Raw genomic sequence first — 17,614 nt, 5'->3', positions numbered from 1 at the left:
GGAGGAGGACCGGATGATCAGTCTGCGGCGATCGGCAGCCAGATGCGCATGGAGACCGGGCCCCGCGAGCCCCACGCCCGGTAGGGCGAAAGGGTCAGCTCCGAGGCCGTGCGGTCGGACGGCCTCGGTCCGGTGCTGAAGGGCCAGGGCGAGTCGACAGGTCGGGAGACGCCGCCCTGGAGCACGACGCGCCCGTTCGTCTCGGCGACTCCGGCGGCGACGGAGACGGACACGTCGTCGACGTGCACGCCCTCGGGCAGGTCGGCTGATTCGAGGCACCAGATCTCCGGTCCGCGCTGCACGGCGACCGTGCCGCGCGCGGCGTCGATCCGGTCGTCGGGGAAGATCAGGACCGGTGTGAGCGGCAGGTCGAGCTCGACGCGATCACCGGCGTGGAAGACCCGCTCGATCCGCAGGCTCCCGCGCAGTGCACCGCCGGAGATCTCGGAGCGGGTGCCGTCGGCGTCGACGAGGACGGCTCGTGCTCCCTCCGCCCAAGTCGGGATGCGCAGGGTGAGCGTCCACGCTGTCGCGGGGCTGCTCAGGATGTGCACGCTGACGGCTCCCGTCGCGGGGAGGTCGCTGCGGACGCCGATCTCGACGTCTCCCTGTGTGAGTGCCGCCGTGAAGGTCCCGGAGGCGTACTGGTGCACCTGCACTCCTGATCCGTCGGTCGTCGCGAGGTAGCCGGCCAGGGAGGCGAAGGTGCGGGCGAGGTTGTTCGGGCAGCAGGCGACGTCGAACCAAGCGGCGCGCTGGCTCGAATCGGCGCGCTTGGACTGCTCGTCCGGGGAGGAGGCGACGCCGGGCTCGCGGCGGTGCAGGGTGTTGGCGTAGAAGAAGGACCGGCCGTCCTCCGAGACCGCGGTGGCAATGATGTTGTGGAGGGTGCGCTCGATGAGATCGGCGTAGCGCGGCTCGCCCGTGGCCAGCAGGAGCCGCCACGAGAGCATCACGGAACCGACGCCTGCGCACGTCTCGCAGTACGCGCGGTCGTTGGGCAGTTCGAAATCGGCGCCGAACGCCTCGTCCTGATGGTGCGAGCCCATGCCGCCGGTGATGTAGGTGCGACGGGCGACCGTGTTCTCCCACTGCCGCTCCACGATCGCGAGCAGCTCGTCGTCGCCGGAGTCGACCGCCAGGTCCACGACAGCGGACGTCAGGTAGAGGGCGCGGACCGCGTGCCCCCGCAGGACGCCGGCCTCGCGGACGGGGAGGTCGTCCTGGAAGTAGGCGCGCCCCCACTCGATGTCCTCGAGCAGCCCCCGGCCGCGGCGGTCGACGAACAGGCGGGCCTGGTCGGCGTAGCGGCTCTCCCCGGTCGCGCGGGCGAACTCGGTCAGACCCACCTCGATCTCGGGGTGCCCGCAGATCGCATCGCGCCCGTCGGGGCCGAACTCGGCGCAGATGTGGTCGGCGAGACGTCGGGCGGCCGTCGTCAGCTCGTCCTCGCCGTGCGTGCGCAGCCGGGCAACGGCCGCCTGGAGGAAGTGCCCGGCGTTGTACAGCTCGTGACCCCACTCGAGGTCGCTGTACCGGGGTGCCTGCCCCTCTCGCCCGAACCGGGTCCCGAGGTACCCGTCGGGCTCCTGGGCGGCGACTATGCGCGCCGTCAGGGCGCGGATGGTGGCCTCGGTCGCCTCGTCCTCACGGCCGGCGGTGTGCCAGCACAACCCCTCGAGAGTCTTGTAGACCTCGGAGTCCGAGAATTCGCGACCCCGGCGGCCCTCAGCGAGCCCTCCTCGGACGGCGAGGTCGAAGTTCGCGAGCCATCCGGCTCGCTCGAGCCAGTGCAAGGTGTGCTCGAACGTCGCATCGGCGTTCACCGCCACCCGTCGGCCCCAGAAGCCGCTCGGGTCGAGCGTTAGATTCTCGAGCGGCAGGGGAGTGAGCACTCCGCGGGCGGGATCGACGGGAAGAGCATTAATAGGGTGCATGGTGGTTTCCTCACTTGACGCTGCCGACGGAGAGACCCTCGCGCAGCAGGCGGAACGACAGGACGTAGACGATGAGCAGGGGCACGGACGAGATCACGGCGAGGGACATGAGCCCCGGCCAGTCGATGCCGTACCCGGAGGTTTGCTGGGCGATCAGGGCGCTGATCGGGTAGTTCACGGGCGAGACGAAGAGGTTGATGGCGTAGAGGAACTCGCCCCACGCGACCAGGAAGATCAGGGATCCCACGGTCGCGAGGCCGTTGCGCACGATGGGGAGCACAACCGAGGCGTAAGTCCGCAGTCGGCCGGCGCCGTCCAGGGACGCGGCCTCCTCGATCGCGTCAGGCACGGCCGCGAAGAAGGGGCGCAGCAGGAGGATCGCCCAGGGCAGCAGCATGGCGGTGTCCGCGATGATCAGGCCGGCGGTGGTGTCCAGCAGGCGCAAGCGGCTGAAGATCGCGAAGAGGGGGATGATGTTTGCGGTCTGCGGGACCATCTGCAGGAAGATCAGCAGCCCCAGCACCAGGCCGGTGAGTCGGCCGTCGATCCGGCGCAACGCGTAGGCGAACGGCGCCCCGAAGATGAGGACGACTGCCGTGGTGCCGGCGGCAATCTGCGCCGACTGCGACAGAGCCGTGAGCAGAGAGGGATTCGCCAGCGCCTCGGCATAGGCGTCGAAGGACGGGGCGGTGAAGATCGATCCGCTCACCACATCGCCCTGTCGCTTCAGCGAGGTGAGGACGATCCAGATCAGCGGCAGGCCGTAGATGACATAGAGCAGGATCCGGACTGCGAAAGCGACCGGCTCGTGATCCTTCTTTCGAGCGGCGGGGCGCGCGCGGTGGACGTTACGGGCGTTGGTGCGGTCGCAGAGAGGCGGCACCACCGGCGTGGACGAGGTGGGCGGGGCCGTGGTGGCGGTCATCAGGACTCGCTTCGGGTGGATCGGACGTAGACGACGGCGAGGACGGCGACGATGACGAGGGCGATGAGGCCAGTCGCCGAGCCCATCCCGTAGTCGTGCTCGACGAACGCTTGGGAGTAGCTGAGGTAGGGCAGCGTCGAGGTCACGTCGCCGGGACCGCCGGCGGTCATCACGTAGATGAAGTCGAAGCTGCGGAACGCGTAGACGACGGTGAGGATCGCGAGGATCACCGCGGTCGGTCGTGCCGCGGGCACGAGGATGTCGCGCACCTCCTGCCAGCGCGAGGCGCCGTCGACGGACGCCGCCTCGAGGATTTCGGGGTCGATGCCCAGCAGTGCTGAGCGGAACACGAGCGCGTTGAAGGGGATGACGGCCCAGGCGTTGACCACGGCGACCGAGAGTAGTGCGAAGCGGGAGTCGTAGAGAAAGGGCACCCCTTCCGCCGAGATCCCGGTCGCTCGGATGAGGATGTTGATCAGGCCTTGGTCGGCGAGGAGGAACTTCCAGATGCTGCCGTTCACGACAGGCGGCATCGCCCAGATGAACACCATCATGCCCAGCAGGAAGGCGCTGCCGAAGCGGGAGGAGCGCAGAGCGATCGCCGCGCCGAGTCCGCCGATGACGCCGACGGCGGTGACCAGGATGACGAATGTCGCAGTGCGGAGGGTGGCTCCGCCGAGGTCTGGGCCCTGGAAGAGGGCAGCGAAGTTCTCGACTCCCACGAGCGGCCAGTCGCCGTTCAGAGTGCCGGAACTGACCTGGCTGACGCTCATGCGCACCAGCAGGTAGATGGGGTAGAGCGATAGTGCCGCGAGCAGCACCCCGCCCGGTGCGGCGAAGCCGAGTCGGGCTACGTCGGCGCGGAAAGGCCTCCGCGTCGTGGTCGAGGTGCTGCTCACGGTCGTTCCGTTCGTTGGTTCGGGGATTACTTCGAGAGGAGGGGCGTGATCGTGTCCAGCAGCTGGCTCGAGATCTCCTCGGGCGTGCCGTTGCCGGCGATCGCGGCGCTCCAGGACTCGCCCACGGTCTGGAGGACCTTCGCGACGTTCTCGGAGGGGATGGCTGGGTCGGGCGACGTCGAGCCGTTCTCCTGGAGGATCGTGGCGAACTGGCTCAGGACCGGGTCGCTGCTGACCTTCTCGTCCGATGCGGCGTCAGCGCGAGCGGGGATGGAACCGAAGGCGTCCAGCAACGTCAGCTGACCCTGCTTGGAAAAGAACTCCTGCTCCAGGTACTCCTGGGCGAGGTCCTTGTTCTTCGAGAAGGCGCCGACGTTCTGCACCTCACCGCCGAGGTAGACCGAGCCCTCGTCGCCGACCGGGATCGGGACGACGCCGTACTCGAACGCCGCGTCTTTCTCCGCCGACGCGATCTGCCAGTTGCCGTTCACCGCGAAGGCGGTGTTCCCGGCCGCGAACTGCTGGAATGGAACGGTCTGGTCCCAGGTCGCCGCCTCCTTGGTCAGGTAGCCCTTCGCAGTCCAGTCCTGGACCATCGAGAACGCGTCCTGCAGGGGCTGCTGCTCCGGAGCGGCGTAGTCCCATCCCGCCCGCGAGAGCCAGGGGAACGCCTGCCACTCGCCCTCGGAGTTGGCCTTGCCGGTGAGGGTGATGGCGGCCTTCCCGGCCGCCTTCGCCTTCTCCATGTCGGCTTCGAGCTCCTCGAACGTCGCGGGGGGCGTGGTCACGCCGATCTCGGTGAGGAGGTCCTGGTTGTACCAGAGGCCGATCAGGTTCACGAAGCCCTGCACGCCCATCACGTCGTCGCCCACCTTCTGCACGACCGCGTCGGGGAACTGGCCCGCATCGGCGTAGCCGTCCCACCACTCGTTCATCGGCTCGATCGCCTTCGCCTCGGTGAGCGTGTACGTATCGGCCGCGTTGTAGACGACGACATCGGGCCCGGTGCCGGTGCCGGCCGCCTGGACGAGCTTGTTCGTCAACTGATCAAAGGGAACGTAGACGTTCTCGACCTCCACGCCGTCGTGCGTCGACTCGAAGTCCGCGGCCAGATCCTCCAGACCGGCGGTCTGGCCGTCGACGGAGTAGTAGTGCCACACGGTCAGCGTGCTGCTGCCGCTCTCGCCGGAGGTTCCCGCCGAGGACGGCGTGCAACCGCTGAGAAGTATTGCCGCGGTCGTGGCGGCGACCGCCCCGACGATACTGACCCGGGTGCTGTGACGCCTCACGGTAGGACTCGCTCTCTGTCTTCGTCGACCCGGCGACTCGGAATCCGAGAGTTTCATCGATGAAACAGGGCCGTCCGGCGATGTTAGGTGGTGCGGAGTCGGGACGTCAATCGGCCGCTCAGGGCTGTGAAGCGCCTTAATCAAAGCGATACTTGCGGGCGCCTAAGTTCCGTGCATACTTAGACCGCTCGCTAATTCATCGATGAAAAGGACTGGCCAATGGTGTCGCAGCCCGCGCTGACTGCTCGAGGTGTTGTGCACCCGTCCTTCACGGTCGGGACGATCGACCCGCGGGTGTTCGGATCGTTCGTGGAGCACCTGGGTCGCGGCGTCTACGGCGGGATCGTCGATCCTTCGCACCCCAGCGCCGACGCCGACGGGTTCCGCGGGGACGTCGTCGACCTCGTCCGCGAGCTCGGCGTCACCACGGTCCGCTACCCGGGTGGGAACTTCGTCTCGGCCTACGACTGGCGGGACGGGATCGGTCCCGTCGAGCAGCGCCCGGTACGGCTGGATCCGGCCTGGCACACGATCGAGCCGAACCGGTTCGGGGTCGACGAGTTCGTGCGGTGGTGCCGTGCGGCTGGAGTCGAGCCGATGATGGCGCTGAATCTCGGCACCGACGGGATCCGCTCCGCGCTGCGCCTGCTCGAGTACGCGAACCACCCGTCCGGAACGACTCTCTCGAACGAGCGCCGGGCGAACGGGGCGGAGGAGCCGCACGACATCCGCCTCTGGTGCATCGGCAACGAGATGGACGGCCCCTGGCAGATCGGCCACTTGTCGGCGGGGGAGTACGGCCGTCTCGCGGCACGGACCGCCTCCGCGATGCGTGCGCTCGACCCGGACCTCGAGCTCGTCGTCTGCGGCAGCTCGAACGACCGGATGGCGACCTTCGGCGCGTGGGAGCAGGAGGTGCTCCTGCACACGTTCGAGCACGTTGATTACATCTCCTGCCACCAGTACTTCCGGTACGACGGCGACCTGCCCGCCTTCCTCGCCTCCGGCGTGGCCATGGACCGCTTCATCTCCGCTATCGCCGCCACGATCGGCCAGGTGGCGGCGCAGACGCGATCGCGTCGCCCGGTCGCGATCTCGTTCGACGAGTGGAACGTCTGGGACTTCGTCGCCCACGACGAGCGCGTGGCCGACGGCCTGGAGTGGGAGGAAGCACCGCGACTGCTCGAGGACCGCTACACGGCCGCGGACGCCGTGGTCGTCGGCGACATGCTCATCAGCATGCTCAACCGCGCCGACGTCGTCCGGGCCGCGAGCATGGCGCAGCTGGTCAACGTGATCGGGCCGATCATGGCCGAACCGAACGGTGCGGCCTGGCGCCAGAGCACCTTTTGGCCGTTCGCGCAGGCGCGCCGATCCGCCGGAGCGACCGCTCTGCGCACGGCCCTCGACGGCGACACGATCCCCGGCGGAGAATCCGACGTGCCGGCCGTGTCGTTTGCCGCCGCCGCGCACGAGGACGGCGGCGTCGACCTCTACTTGGTGAACCGAGCGACCGGATCCGAGGCGGAGGCGACGATCGACCTCCGAGCGTTCCCGCCCCTCGCCGTTCTGGAGGCCTCCGTGCTGAGTCACGCCGATCCGTTTGCGGTCAACTCCGCCGAGCAGCCCGACACGGTCTCGCCACGAGAGGCAACGACCGACCTCCAGGAGGGGCGGCTCGTCGTGACGCTGCCCCCGGTGTCGTGGCTCGTTGTGCGCCTCGCCCCTGCCCACCAGTAAGACCACCAACTGAATCTTCCCGCCGGTTCCTGCCGGCCGGAGTGCGCGACCGAAGAGGTTCGCGGTTCCCTGTGAAAGGACAATGAAATGCGACGACGCATCACCATCGCGGCGACCCTCGCCGTCTCGGCCCTCGCCCTCACCGCGTGCAGCAGCGGCGGAGGTACCACGGACACCGGTTCGGACGGGGACGTGAAGACCCTGAGCCTGTGGGACGGATACACCCAGTACAACACCGGCGATTCACCCTTCGAGGACCTGATCGCGGCCTGCGAGGAGCAGACCGGCATCACCATCGAGCGGACCGTCAACGACGACAACGGCGCGAAGCTCGCGCAGGGCGCCTCGAGCGGCGACCTCCCGGATCTCACCATCCTCGACAACCCGAACGTGGCCCAGTACGCCGAGACCGGCATCCTGGTCGACAACGAGACCTCCGGCCTGGACACGTCGGCGATGTCGGCGAACATCGTCGCGTCGGGCACCATCGACGGCAAGACGTACGGCGCCCCGTACGGTGCCAACACCCTTGCGCTGTTCTACAACAAGGACCTGCTCGACGCCGCCGGTGTCCAGCCGCCCACGAACTGGGACGAGCTCTCGGCCGCCGCGCAGAAGCTGACCGACCCCGCGGCCAGCCGCTACGGGCTCGCCTTCTCGGCCCGCCCCGACGCCGAGGGGACCTTCCAGTTCCTCCCGTTCTTCTGGGGCGCCGGCGCGGAGCTCGACGACCTCGCGTCGCCCGAGGCCGTCGAAGCCCTCACTCTCTGGTCGGACCTGGTCGAGAACGGCTCCGCCTCCGGCGAGAACATCACCCTCAACCAGCAGGACGTGCGCGACGGCTTCGTGGCCGGCAACTCCGCGATGATGGTCAACGGCACCTGGCAGCTGAACGGACTCGACGAGTCCGGCATCAACTACGGCGTGGTCCCGATCCCTGCGAAGGACGGTGGCTCGGCCGCAGCTCCCCTCGGCGGCGAGTTCATCAACCTGCTCCAGAGCGGTGACGACGCTCGGATCGCGGCATCCGCCGAGTTCGCGGCGTGCTTCGTCGAGCCCGACAATCTGACCGGGTGGCTCGAGGGCCAGACCTACATCTCGCCCTACGCCAACCAGGCAGAGGAGCAGGCCGCCAGCGACCCGCGCCTCAGCGCCTGGGTTGAGGCGGTCAGTGCAGCCCGCAGCCGCACCGAGGACCTCGGCTCCGACTACGCCACCGTCGCGCAGAACCTGGGCGAGGCGATCGAATCGGCCGTGGCGGGTCAGACCTCCGCTGCAGACGCGCTCTCCACGGCGGCTTCGGCCTCCGAGTGATCTTCGAGGAATCATGCTCATGACCAGGACCGCTCCTGGCGCCGTGGTCACGGCGGCGGAGCCCATGGACGCGCAGACGCGTCGTGGGCTCCGCCGCCGCGGCTCGCGGAAAGCCGATCTGGCGGCTTTCGCCTTCGTCTTCCCCGTCGTCGTCTACGTGCTGATCTTCTTTTTGTACCCGATCATCCGCACCGGTCAGCTCAGCCTTACCGACTTCACCTTCGCGTCGTACTTCTCCGGAGAAGCCGACTTCATCGGCTTGGCGAACTACGGCCGCATCCTGCTCGATCCGCTGTTCACTCCGATCGTGCTGCAGACCGTCGTGTTCACAGTCGTCTCGCTTCTGTTCCAGTACCTCGCCGGGCTCGCCCTCGCAGTGTTCTTCAGCCGGAACTTCCCGCTGTCGATCTGGTTCCGGTCGCTGATCCTCATCCCGTGGCTCCTGCCCGTCATCGTCTCCGCGACCACGTGGCGGTGGATGTTTTACAAGGACTACGGCATCGTCAACGCGGTCCTCGGAACGGACATCGGCTGGCTGTCGGACCCGAACTGGTCGCTCGTCGCGGTCGTCATCGCGAACATCTGGCTCGGCATCCCCTTCAACCTCGTCCTGCTCTACAGCGGGATCCAGTCGATCCCCACGTCCCTATACGAAGCCGCCGCGGTCGACGGGGCGGGACGCTGGCGCACCTTCGCCTCCATCACCTGGCCGCTGCTCAAGCCCGTGACGACCGTCACCCTCCTGCTCGGTCTCGTCTACACCATCAAGGCGTTCGACATCATCTGGGTGATGACCAAGGGCGGCCCGTTCGACCACTCTCACACCCTTGCGACCTGGTCCTACGAGCTCTCCTTCGAGGGAGGGACGGAGCAGAGCCTCAGCCTCGGCGCGACCGTCGCGATCCTGCTGTTCCTCGTCTCGTTCGCACTCGGACTCTTCTACGTGCGCACCCAACGGAAGGAGATGGAGCTGTGACCCGTCACCAGCTGTCGAAGGCGGGCAACGTCGCGGTGGCCGTCGTGCTCTGCGCGATCCTCCTGTTCCCGCTGTACTGGATGGTCAACGTCTCCCTGTCCCAGCCGCGGGACCTGCTGAAGCCGTTCCCGAACCTCATCCCGATCAACCCGACGTGGGACGGCTACGCGCTCGCCCTCGCACAGAATCTGCCGTCGCTGGGATCGAGTCTCCTGATCGCCCTGGGAACGGTGATCATCACGCTGCTGATCGCCTTTCCCGCCGCGTACGGCATGACGAAGCTCCGGGCCCCTGGATCCCGGGCCCTGATGTTCGCCGCTCTGCTCGCGCAGATGATCCCGAGCGTCGTCCTCGTGACCGCGCTGTTCGCGCTGTACAAGGAGATCGGCCTGCTCAACAGCTACCCCGGTCTCATGCTCGCCGACTCGACCGCCTCGATCCCGTTCGCGATCATCCTGCTTCAGGCGTTCATGCGCCAGGTGCCGGACGAGCTGATCGAAGCGGCGCGGCTGGACGGAGCGGGACGGCTGCGCATCCTCCTCTCGATCATGCTCCCGCTCAGCCGCAACGTCTTGGTCACCGTCTCGCTCTTCGCGTTCCTCTTCGCCTGGGGGGACTTCGTCAACGCGAACACCCTCACGACGGGGAACAGCATCGTCCCGGCGACGCTGGCCCTGTTCCGCTTCGTCGGAGCGGAGGCCACGAACTGGAACGCGGTCATGGCATCGGCCGTCCTCGCCTCCATCCCCGCCGCCGTCCTCCTCGTCGTCGCTCAGAAGTACGTCGCGTCGGGGATCACGGCGGGAGCAGTCAAAGACTGAGCCGCAGCATCACGGCTCCGCGCCCACGTCCACATCGACCGATCACCGAGGACACCATGAGCAACTTCCGTCTGACCGACACGTCCATCGAGTGGCGCGGAGCCGGCGAGACCGTCCGCGTCGAGGCCTGGGGGCCGGACAGCATCCGCGTGCGATCGAGGATCGGCGGTCCGATCCTCGACGCGGACTTCGCACTCCTGCCGCCCTCGCCCTCGACTGTCCGGATCGAGGCGCAGGGCGACGTCGTCGAGCTGCGGAACGGCGAGATCGTGGTCACGCTCGAGGAGACCGCGTATCACGATGCTCAAGCCGGCTACGCCACCACCCGCTGCGACATCGTGTTCTCCGACGCCGACGGTCGCAGGCTGCTGAGCGAGCACAGGCACGGAGGAGCGCTCAAGATCCGGGCGCGCGAATTCCGCGCTCATCTCGGCGGCGCGCACCGCATCACCGCCTCGTTCGAATCTGATCCCGACGAGAAGCTCTTCGGGATGGGGCTATACCAGCAGACCGATCTGGACCTGAAGGGGAGCACCTTCGAACTGGCGCACAGAAACTCGCAGACCTCGATCCCCTTCGTCCTGTCGAGCGCCGGATACGGGTTCCTCTGGCACAATCCCGCGATCGGCCGGGCGACGCTCGGCCGAAACCGGAGCGAGTGGGTCGCGGAAGCGAGCGAGCAGCTCGACTACTGGGTGACCGCCGGCCGCACTCCGGGTGCCATCACTCGCGCTTACGCCGACGCGACCGGGCATGCACCGATGATGCCGGAGTACGGCCTCGGCTACTGGCAGTGCAAACTCCGGTACACGGATCAGGAGCAGCTGCTCGCCGTGGCACGCGAGCACCGGCGGCGAGGGCTCCCCCTGGACGTGATCGTCGCCGACTTCTTCCACTGGCCAAAGATGGGCGACTTCCGTTTCGAGGACGAGTTCTGGCCCGACCCCGCCGCCATGACCGCCGAGCTGAAGGAGCTGGGGGTCGAACTGATGGTGTCGGTCTGGCCCCAGATCTCGGTCGAATCCGAGAACTTCGAGCGACTCCGAGCCGACAACCTGCTCGTGCGCACCGAGCGCGGGCCGCAGACGCAGATGAGCTTCGAGGGGCCGTCCCTGTTCATCGACACGACCAACCCGGCTGCGCGCGACGCCCTGTGGGAGCTCTGCCGTCGCAACTACCACGAGAAGGGCGCTCGGCTGTTCTGGCTTGACGAGGCCGAGCCGGAGTACGGAGTCTACGACTTCGACAACTACCGCTACCACGCGGGTACGAACCTCCAGGTCGGCAACATCTACCCGCAGACCTTCTCCCGCACGTTCCACGACGGGATGACGGCAAGCGGGCAGGACGACGTCGTCAACCTCGTGCGCAGCGCCTGGGCGGGGAGCCAGCGCTACGGGGCTCTCGTCTGGTCGGGGGACATCGCGTCCTCCTGGGTCGACTTCCGGAGGCAGGTCGTCGCCGGAATCCACATGGGCGTCGCCGGCATCCCCTGGTTCACCACCGACATCGGCGGATTCCACGGCGGGGACGGCCGCGACGAAGCGTTCCGGGAGCTCCTGGTGCGGTGGTTCCAATTCGGGACGTTCAGCCCGGTCATGCGCATGCACGGTGATCGGCGGCCCGCGGTCGCCGTGACCGCCGCAGACGGATCCCGTCGTGCCGACTCCGGCGCCGACAACGAGCTCTGGAGCTTCGGCGACGACGTGTACGAGATCCTCGCCGAACATGTGCATCTGCGCGAGAGCCTCCGGCCCTACACCCGACGGATCATGAGGGAGGCCCACGAGGCGGGGCAGCCCGTCATCCGCGGCCTCTTCCACGAGTTCCCGGAGGACCCGCGTGCATGGGAGATCGCCGACCAGTACCTCTTCGGACCGGACCTGCTGATCGCCCCGGTCCTCGAGCCCGGACAGCGCGGGCGCCGGGTCTACCTGCCGCGGGGCGCGGACTGGGTCGACCAGCGGACCGGCGAGCGCTTCTCGGGCGGCCGGACCATCGACGTTACGGCGCCGATCGGCTCGATCCCGGTGCTCGTCCGGGACATCAGCTTCGCGGAGCTGATCGCCCGGCCTTCCTGAGAACGCTCCAACGCTCGAGCACGGTTTGCAGTGATCCCTCTCGCGCCGCCCCGCCCCGTATCGGGGTCCGGAGCGGCGCGAGAGTCGGGATCATCTCGCCGCGTAGGCGGCGGAGACCGTCGCGCTCTGGGTACCCGACACTGCCGTGACTCTCGCGGTCCCGGCGGCGATGGAGGTGCGCTGCGTACTGAACGCCTTCGTGACCGATGCGCCGGGGGCAACCGCCGGGTATTTCGCGGTGCCGTAGGCCGTCGTGACGGTGATGTCGGCGGGTCGAGCGCCGGTGTTCTTCGCGGTCACGGAGAGCACGACCTTGCCGGAGACGAGGCGGGTGGAGGCGGTCGCGGTGACGGAGGCGGCGGCCACGACGGTCGCACTCGGCAGCGCGACCGGTGCGAGGCCGGTGGTCTGAGCGGTGACCGCGAGCGCACCCGTCGTCGTCCCCGCGGTCACCGAGGGCAGGGCGGCGAATCCCGCTCCGTTCGAGAGCACCGAAACGCTTTTCGCTCCGCCCGCGAAGGAGGCAGGACCGGTCAGAAGGAAGTCCACGGTGCGGCCTGGGAGCTGTGCACCCTTTCTGTCGACCACCGTGACGCCCTGCTGGAGATCACGGGTGGTCCCGGTGGGTATCGGCTGCGCCGAGCCGCGCACGACCAGCGAGGCCGCCGCGGCGACGCCGTTCACTCCAACCTCGGCGACGGCCGTGGAGCCGCCATACTCGCCCGCACCCCAGGCGGTGAACACGATGCGCAGGCGCGACGTGGTCACGGGGCGGAAGGTCACGGTGTTCGCGGCATCGCGGACACGGCCCGGCGTGGACGCGTCCGTCACGGCCGCCCAGGTCCCGGTCGCGGCGTCGAGGTGCTCGACCCGCCAGGTGCGGGGCGGGATCAACCCGCTGTTCTGGCTGTCGAGGGTGTCGCTCGCGAATCGAACGGTGGCGCTGTCGATCGTCGCCTCGACCGGCCACGCCAGCTCGAGCCACTGCTCGCCGACGGTCGGCCAGGTCCCCCAAGCGGTGCTCGTGGAGCCGTCGATCGCGGCTGCGGTGGTGGTCCAGGGTGAGGTGTAGCTCGCGGTCGTCGTCGCAAGGCCCGAGATGTCGCCGACGTACTCGGTGCAGGGCACGGTCACCGTCACTGTCGCCTTGTCCGCCGAATCATCGATGGCGTCGACCCGCACCGCCATGCCGGTGTTCAGCGCGGCGGTCTCGCCGGCGAGGAGGAACTCGTTCGCGTCGCTCGCGTCGCCAGGGCGCTCGAGCAGATCCCCGCCGTAGGGCTGGTCGGGGTTGGAACGGAATACCTGCACACCCGAGCGGGAGAGACCGCCTGCGAGGAGGCCGGCGCCGACGACGGCGTCCGCATCGTTGTACTGCACCCAGTAGCGGATCGATGCATCCTGCGGATCGGTCCAGGTGAGCGCCCGGGCGGCACCCGGTCCCGCTCCGAGGGCGTCGAGCACGCCGGTGCGGGGCGTTCCGCACACGGGCTGCCGGGTGTTCGCCAGGGTGCCCAATCGCGCCAGCGACGGAGCGGACAGCGGAGGGAGCGCCCCGGCGCCGCCCATGATTTCGGTCAAGTTGCCGTACTCCTCGCGGCTGCACCCGGGCGGTAGCGGGGTGGAGGGATAGTCCCAGCTCATGGCGCACTGCACGCTGAAGGCGTGGGGGAGTGAGAGGTTGTGGCCGAGTTCGTGCACCAGGTAGTAGGCGTCCGGGCCGGGCTGGAACGAGCGTCCGCCCTCATCGGGATCACTGGGCTGAGCGCCGTTCGCCCACCCCGGACAGGGATCACCGAAGGGGACCATGACGACGAGATGCCGCGCCGGGGCCGGCTGCCAGCCCGTCCTCCGACTGACCCAATCGTGCAGCCCGCCGGTGTCCGTGCACGCGATCGGCTCGTCCACGACCTGCCAGTCGATAACCTGCTCGAGCTCGAACCGGATGGTATCGCCCGTCTCCCGTGCGTAGAAGTCGTCCACCAGCGCCAGCGAACGCGCAGCGTCCGCCGTCGTGAAGCCACCAGGAGTCGACCCCTGCGGTGCGACGAGGGCGATGGTCACCTGGTGCGTGCGGATGTCGGCTCGAGCGGGGATGTCGACGTCCACGAAGTCCGCATCAAGGGCGAGCGCCGCCTGCCGCGACGTCGCGTCGGCCTCAGGCTCGATCAAAGTCGGCGCGGCGTCCGGCGCGATCTCCACCCGATCCGGGATGACTTCGGCGCGATCGGGACCGCCCGCCGGTACGGACGTCGCTGCAGAGGAGACGGGGCGAGGGGACGCGGCCGTTGCCGCGACAGGTCCGACGACCACGAGGCCTGAGAGGAGCACGAATCCGGTGAGCGCGATCGGGAGCAGGGCGGTTCGTTCCATGGCGTCCTCATGACTGATCGAGCGGAGCTCGTGTGAAGGGGTGGCGGACGCGGAACGCTCGACGTTCTCCCCGCCAGTGAAGGGTCGCCCGACGTTACTGGGAACGCAGAGGACGGAACGACGTTGTGGCCGCGCGCAGTGCCCCCCTTCAGAGTCGACGCTCGACGGTGCTTCTCGACGCCCTGGATCCCGCGGCGGACTCAGGCGTCCTGGGCGCGGGTGAGGAACTCGTCGGTACCGAGAGCAGTGCCCGCGCACCTGGCTGTCGGCGCGGCGTTCGGCGAGGTGGGTCGGGCTGGCGCGCCCGTTTCAGAAGCTGCTGCGGCTCTGTGGTCGGCCCGGCACGGTCGTTCTGTCATTTCGGCCATCAGCCCGCCCGATCGTATGCCCGACAGTCTTGGTGCGTTCGTCGACGCCGCGGTCACCGTCATGCTGATAACGACCAACGAAGCGCTCGGAGCGTTTTCGATATCGAGCAGCCCGGCGAGCTAGACAAGATCTGCGGGTACCTTGGCGCGTTAGTCCCGGTCGAGCGCCGCGCGAAGGACGGACAGCGCCTCTCCGGCGGCGTCGTCGAGATCGATGCCGGGGGTCGTCACCCACGTCTCGAGAGCAACCGTGAGCGTAGCGGCCGTTGCTGCCGCAAGAGCTTCGCAGGCGATGGGCGACAGATCGGGTCGTCGGCCGCGGATGATCTCGGACAGGTCGTCCTGAGCGACTCGCCCGGCTGTCAGCCACGCGGCGCGTAGAGCGGGTGTCGCGAGGACGAGCTTGAGGATCTTCCGGCGATCATCCTCACCGGCGCCACTGGAGGCGATCGTCTGCACGAAGCCGCCGTGCACAGCCAAGAGTAGGGGCTGGTTCTCCCGAGAGGTGTGGAAGAGATCGTCGTTCACGTCGTTGACCGTGTTTTCGAAGACGCCGGTCAACGGGATGAATCTCGCCGAAGTGATCCCACTCTCGGCCGCCGCGCGCTGGTCACAATCGGCGTCGGAGAGCTCCTGCGCGCTCTCGCGCAGCGTCGGGCCTTCTTCGTCTACGCCTCATCAGCTCCCGCGAGCGAGCGCCTTCGGCAACGACTTCTACACGACGTCACTCGGAGTGTCCGCGCGAGCATCCATGCCGAGCGACCCGAAGAAAGCGAGGACTTCGTCCGCTCCGCCAGCGACTTCTTCGCCGGCGGCCTGATCGGACTCCTGCTCGGATGGATCACGAAACCTGGCGACCTCGACGACACTGCTCTCACAACCACCATCATCGATTTGCTCCCGACTTGGTTGACGTCAAACGACGACCACCCACACGACAGCACGCCCACCAACGACGCCCTCCGAGCGTGGTGAACAGTAGACGCCGAGAGTCACCTCAACGTGGAGGCTCGTCAAACTGACATAGGGTAGATCATCAGAGAAAAACTCAGTTCTTGTCGGTGCTGCACTACCGCTATTGCCAATCACGAGTGTCGCGAACGTGCCTTGCAGAACACAGCTCGCGAACACGGTCCGTGAGACGCAACTCGCCGATGACCTGCTGCCGGCGTTCGTTGTCACGTCGACGTTCGTTCACGGGAGAGCAAGTGAACGCGCTCGCGAAGCGCTGTCGCCGGGCTGAAGGGGTTAGGACAGGAGGATGATCGGAGCATGATGATCGAGGTTCTCCACATCGACGACTGCCCGAACTGGAAGGACGTCGGCCCTCGCCTGGAGGAGGCGCTGGCGACCACCGGCCACTCCGACGTCCCTGTCACCTACCGACTGCTGGCGACATCGGAGGATGCGGCCGACGTCGCCTTCGCGGGTTCCCCGACGATCACCTTCGACGGGGAAGACCTGTTCCCTTCGGCAGGGCGGACCACGGATCTCGCCTGTCGGATCTACTTCACGCCGGACGGGCTGGCGGGTCTTCCGACGACGGAGCAGCTCGTGGAAGCGATCGCTTCCCGTGAACCCTGATTTCTGCGTCACCTGCTCCTGCTGCGGGAGGGATAGGCGTCGACGTCAGGTTCACGCACTCAATAATGGCGCTGCATACGTGTGCCGGCGGTGCGGGCTCTGGATCGCGCTGCGCCCGGGCGGCGATCACCCGCGCGTCCCCTCATTGTCTCGGCGCTGACATGCCGGCACTCGGCGCCGGTCACGTCGTTCGGGTTGCTCTCAGCCCGATCCGGGTGCGGCCGCGAGGTTTGAGGACGGACAGGGCGGTGATGACCACGAGGACGATCGCGCCGCCGGCGGTCGCGACGACCAGTTGCGTGCGGGTTCCCTCGAGCGTGGAGGGGATGAGCCCGTGGCGGGCGGCGAGGGACATCGTCTCGATGAGGCGCGTGTGCAGCAGGAGGACAGCGGTCGCGAAGACGCTCAGCCACAGCTTGATCGCCACCCAGTAGTGGCGCACGAGACCCCAGTGCGTTCCGAGGCCTTGCAGGATTCCGGTGGCGAGGGATGCGAGGGCGAGCGGAATGATGACGAACGTTCCCAGCGGATCTAGCGCCAGGTACGCGCTTCGGACCGTGAAGGGATCGCTGCTGGTCGCTCCGACGATCGCGATCGCGAGGAACGCGCCCACCGCACCGAACCAGCCCACGGACACCAGCACGTGGACGGTGAGAGCGACGCGGCGAGCTCGCGGGCCGAGCATCATCAGTGGTTCATCATCTGAGCTCCGCCACCAGTGAGCAGGTGTACGGCGATGAAGATGATCCCCAGTACGGCGACGACGAGCGAGAAGACCTTCACCCACACAGGACGCGGCGGTGGTGGCGTGCCGGTGGGGTCGGAATCGGTCATGCTCACAGCCTAAGCACCGGCCCAGAGCGTCGCGCTATGCCGCGGCTGGCGGGACGGGTGCCGCTACTGCTCGTCGGCATTCTTCTGCTGCGCTTGCGCTTCTTCGAGGTCGAGCTGCCGGGACACGATCTCCCGGTAGGTGGTTCGTCGGACGCGCCGGATCATGTCGACGGACAGCAGGACGGCGGCGGCTGCGACAAGGAAGGTCAGCAGGAAGCCGAAGAGGCCCGGGGTCACGGTGTCCTCGTTGAACGGCGCGGGGGTGGGGGTCGCCGGGGACGGCGGCGTGGTGGCGAGTTGGGTGAGGAGTTCCAAGAGCATCAGCGTGGTCCGTTCGGTGGGTGAGCAGGTCGTCGGTCAGGCCGGATCCGCGAGGTGCAGCGTCGCGGCGAGTGTTTCCGGGGGCGTGTTCTGGGGCGGCGGGAGCGTGCGCGGACGGTGGATATCCACGGGGCGGGAGTGTTGAGAGGTGC

General features: G+C 68.0%; 15 protein-coding genes. 6 read left to right on the top strand and 9 right to left on the bottom strand.

What is annotated here, in order from left to right; translation table 11 throughout:
• Positions 1 to 17 precede the first annotated feature (17 nt).
• The 4 genes from LRG51_RS19425 to LRG51_RS19410 are packed head-to-tail and all read right to left on the bottom strand — an operon-like array spanning position 18 to position 5,050.
• Entirely contained in the window at positions 18 to 1,937 is a 1,920-nt protein-coding gene (locus LRG51_RS19425; RefSeq protein ID WP_230674280.1) for a glycoside hydrolase family 127 protein, read from the bottom strand.
• 10 nt (positions 1,938 to 1,947) lie between these two features.
• On the bottom strand, positions 1,948 to 2,862 hold the full coding sequence (locus tag LRG51_RS19420; protein WP_230674279.1) for a carbohydrate ABC transporter permease: 915 nt from the start codon (positions 2,860 to 2,862) through the stop codon (positions 1,948 to 1,950).
• Positions 2,862 to 3,761 carry a carbohydrate ABC transporter permease gene (locus LRG51_RS19415; protein ID WP_230674278.1) on the bottom strand — a complete coding sequence of 300 codons (900 nt, stop codon included), beginning with the start codon at positions 3,759 to 3,761 and terminating at the stop codon, positions 2,862 to 2,864. The genes LRG51_RS19420 and LRG51_RS19415 overlap by 1 nt, the downstream gene beginning before the upstream one ends.
• A gap of 26 nt (positions 3,762 to 3,787) precedes the next feature.
• Positions 3,788 to 5,050, bottom strand: a complete 1,263-nt coding sequence (locus tag LRG51_RS19410; protein ID WP_230674277.1) for a sugar ABC transporter substrate-binding protein — start codon at positions 5,048 to 5,050, stop codon at positions 3,788 to 3,790.
• A gap of 219 nt (positions 5,051 to 5,269) precedes the next feature.
• Between LRG51_RS19410 and arfA the strand changes: the two genes are divergently transcribed.
• The 5 genes from arfA to LRG51_RS19385 all read left to right on the top strand — a co-directional run bounded on the left by arfA (position 5,270) and on the right by LRG51_RS19385 (position 11,982).
• Complete coding sequence (arfA, locus tag LRG51_RS19405) at positions 5,270 to 6,790, top strand: arabinosylfuranosidase ArfA (protein WP_230674276.1); 1,521 nt, start codon at positions 5,270 to 5,272, stop codon at positions 6,788 to 6,790.
• An 87-nt stretch (positions 6,791 to 6,877) separates the two neighbouring features.
• A complete protein-coding gene (locus LRG51_RS19400) occupies positions 6,878 to 8,104 on the top strand; it encodes a sugar ABC transporter substrate-binding protein (protein WP_230674275.1) in 1,227 nt (408 codons plus the stop codon).
• A 19-nt stretch (positions 8,105 to 8,123) separates the two neighbouring features.
• The gene (locus LRG51_RS19395; RefSeq protein ID WP_230674274.1) at positions 8,124 to 9,080 is read left to right on the top strand and encodes a carbohydrate ABC transporter permease; all 957 of its coding nucleotides are present in this window, start codon (positions 8,124 to 8,126) and stop codon (positions 9,078 to 9,080) included.
• Positions 9,077 to 9,901 (top strand): carbohydrate ABC transporter permease, encoded by an 825-nt coding sequence (locus LRG51_RS19390; RefSeq protein ID WP_230674273.1) that lies wholly within the window; start codon positions 9,077 to 9,079, stop codon positions 9,899 to 9,901. The genes LRG51_RS19395 and LRG51_RS19390 overlap by 4 nt, the downstream gene beginning before the upstream one ends.
• Before the next feature lie 56 nt (positions 9,902 to 9,957).
• Complete coding sequence (locus LRG51_RS19385; protein WP_230674272.1) at positions 9,958 to 11,982, top strand: glycoside hydrolase family 31 protein; 2,025 nt, start codon at positions 9,958 to 9,960, stop codon at positions 11,980 to 11,982.
• 90 nt (positions 11,983 to 12,072) lie between these two features.
• On the opposite strand, the gene LRG51_RS19380 is transcribed toward LRG51_RS19385, so the two are convergent.
• Positions 12,073 to 14,355, bottom strand: coding sequence for a discoidin domain-containing protein (locus tag LRG51_RS19380; RefSeq protein ID WP_230674271.1), 2,283 nt, complete (start codon positions 14,353 to 14,355; stop codon positions 12,073 to 12,075).
• Between the two features lie 518 nt (positions 14,356 to 14,873).
• Positions 14,874 to 15,284 carry an acyl-CoA-like ligand-binding transcription factor gene (locus LRG51_RS19375; RefSeq protein WP_230674270.1) on the bottom strand — a complete coding sequence of 137 codons (411 nt, stop codon included), beginning with the start codon at positions 15,282 to 15,284 and terminating at the stop codon, positions 14,874 to 14,876.
• 711 nt (positions 15,285 to 15,995) lie between these two features.
• On the opposite strand from LRG51_RS19375, the gene LRG51_RS19370 reads away from it, so the two are divergent.
• Positions 15,996 to 16,307, top strand: a complete 312-nt coding sequence (locus LRG51_RS19370) for a thioredoxin family protein (protein WP_230674269.1) — start codon at positions 15,996 to 15,998, stop codon at positions 16,305 to 16,307.
• 181 nt (positions 16,308 to 16,488) lie between these two features.
• Here the strand turns inward: LRG51_RS19370 and LRG51_RS19365 are convergent, their stop codons facing one another.
• The 3 genes from LRG51_RS19365 to LRG51_RS19355 form a co-directional block, all read right to left on the bottom strand.
• Positions 16,489 to 16,995, bottom strand: coding sequence for a DUF2269 domain-containing protein (locus LRG51_RS19365; protein ID WP_230674268.1), 507 nt, complete (start codon positions 16,993 to 16,995; stop codon positions 16,489 to 16,491).
• Entirely contained in the window at positions 16,995 to 17,141 is a 147-nt protein-coding gene (locus LRG51_RS19360; RefSeq protein ID WP_230674267.1) for a hypothetical protein, read from the bottom strand. The genes LRG51_RS19365 and LRG51_RS19360 overlap by 1 nt, the downstream gene beginning before the upstream one ends.
• A gap of 63 nt (positions 17,142 to 17,204) precedes the next feature.
• Positions 17,205 to 17,456, bottom strand: coding sequence for a hypothetical protein (locus LRG51_RS19355; protein WP_230674266.1), 252 nt, complete (start codon positions 17,454 to 17,456; stop codon positions 17,205 to 17,207).
• Between the last annotated feature and the right edge of the window lie 158 nt (positions 17,457 to 17,614).

This window comes from Rathayibacter sp. Leaf248, from assembly GCF_920939495.1.
Lineage (GTDB): Bacteria > Actinomycetota > Actinomycetes > Actinomycetales > Microbacteriaceae > Rathayibacter > Rathayibacter caricis.
The sequence above is the reverse complement of the archived record's forward strand: the minus strand, read 5'-3'. Positions and strand labels throughout refer to the sequence as shown.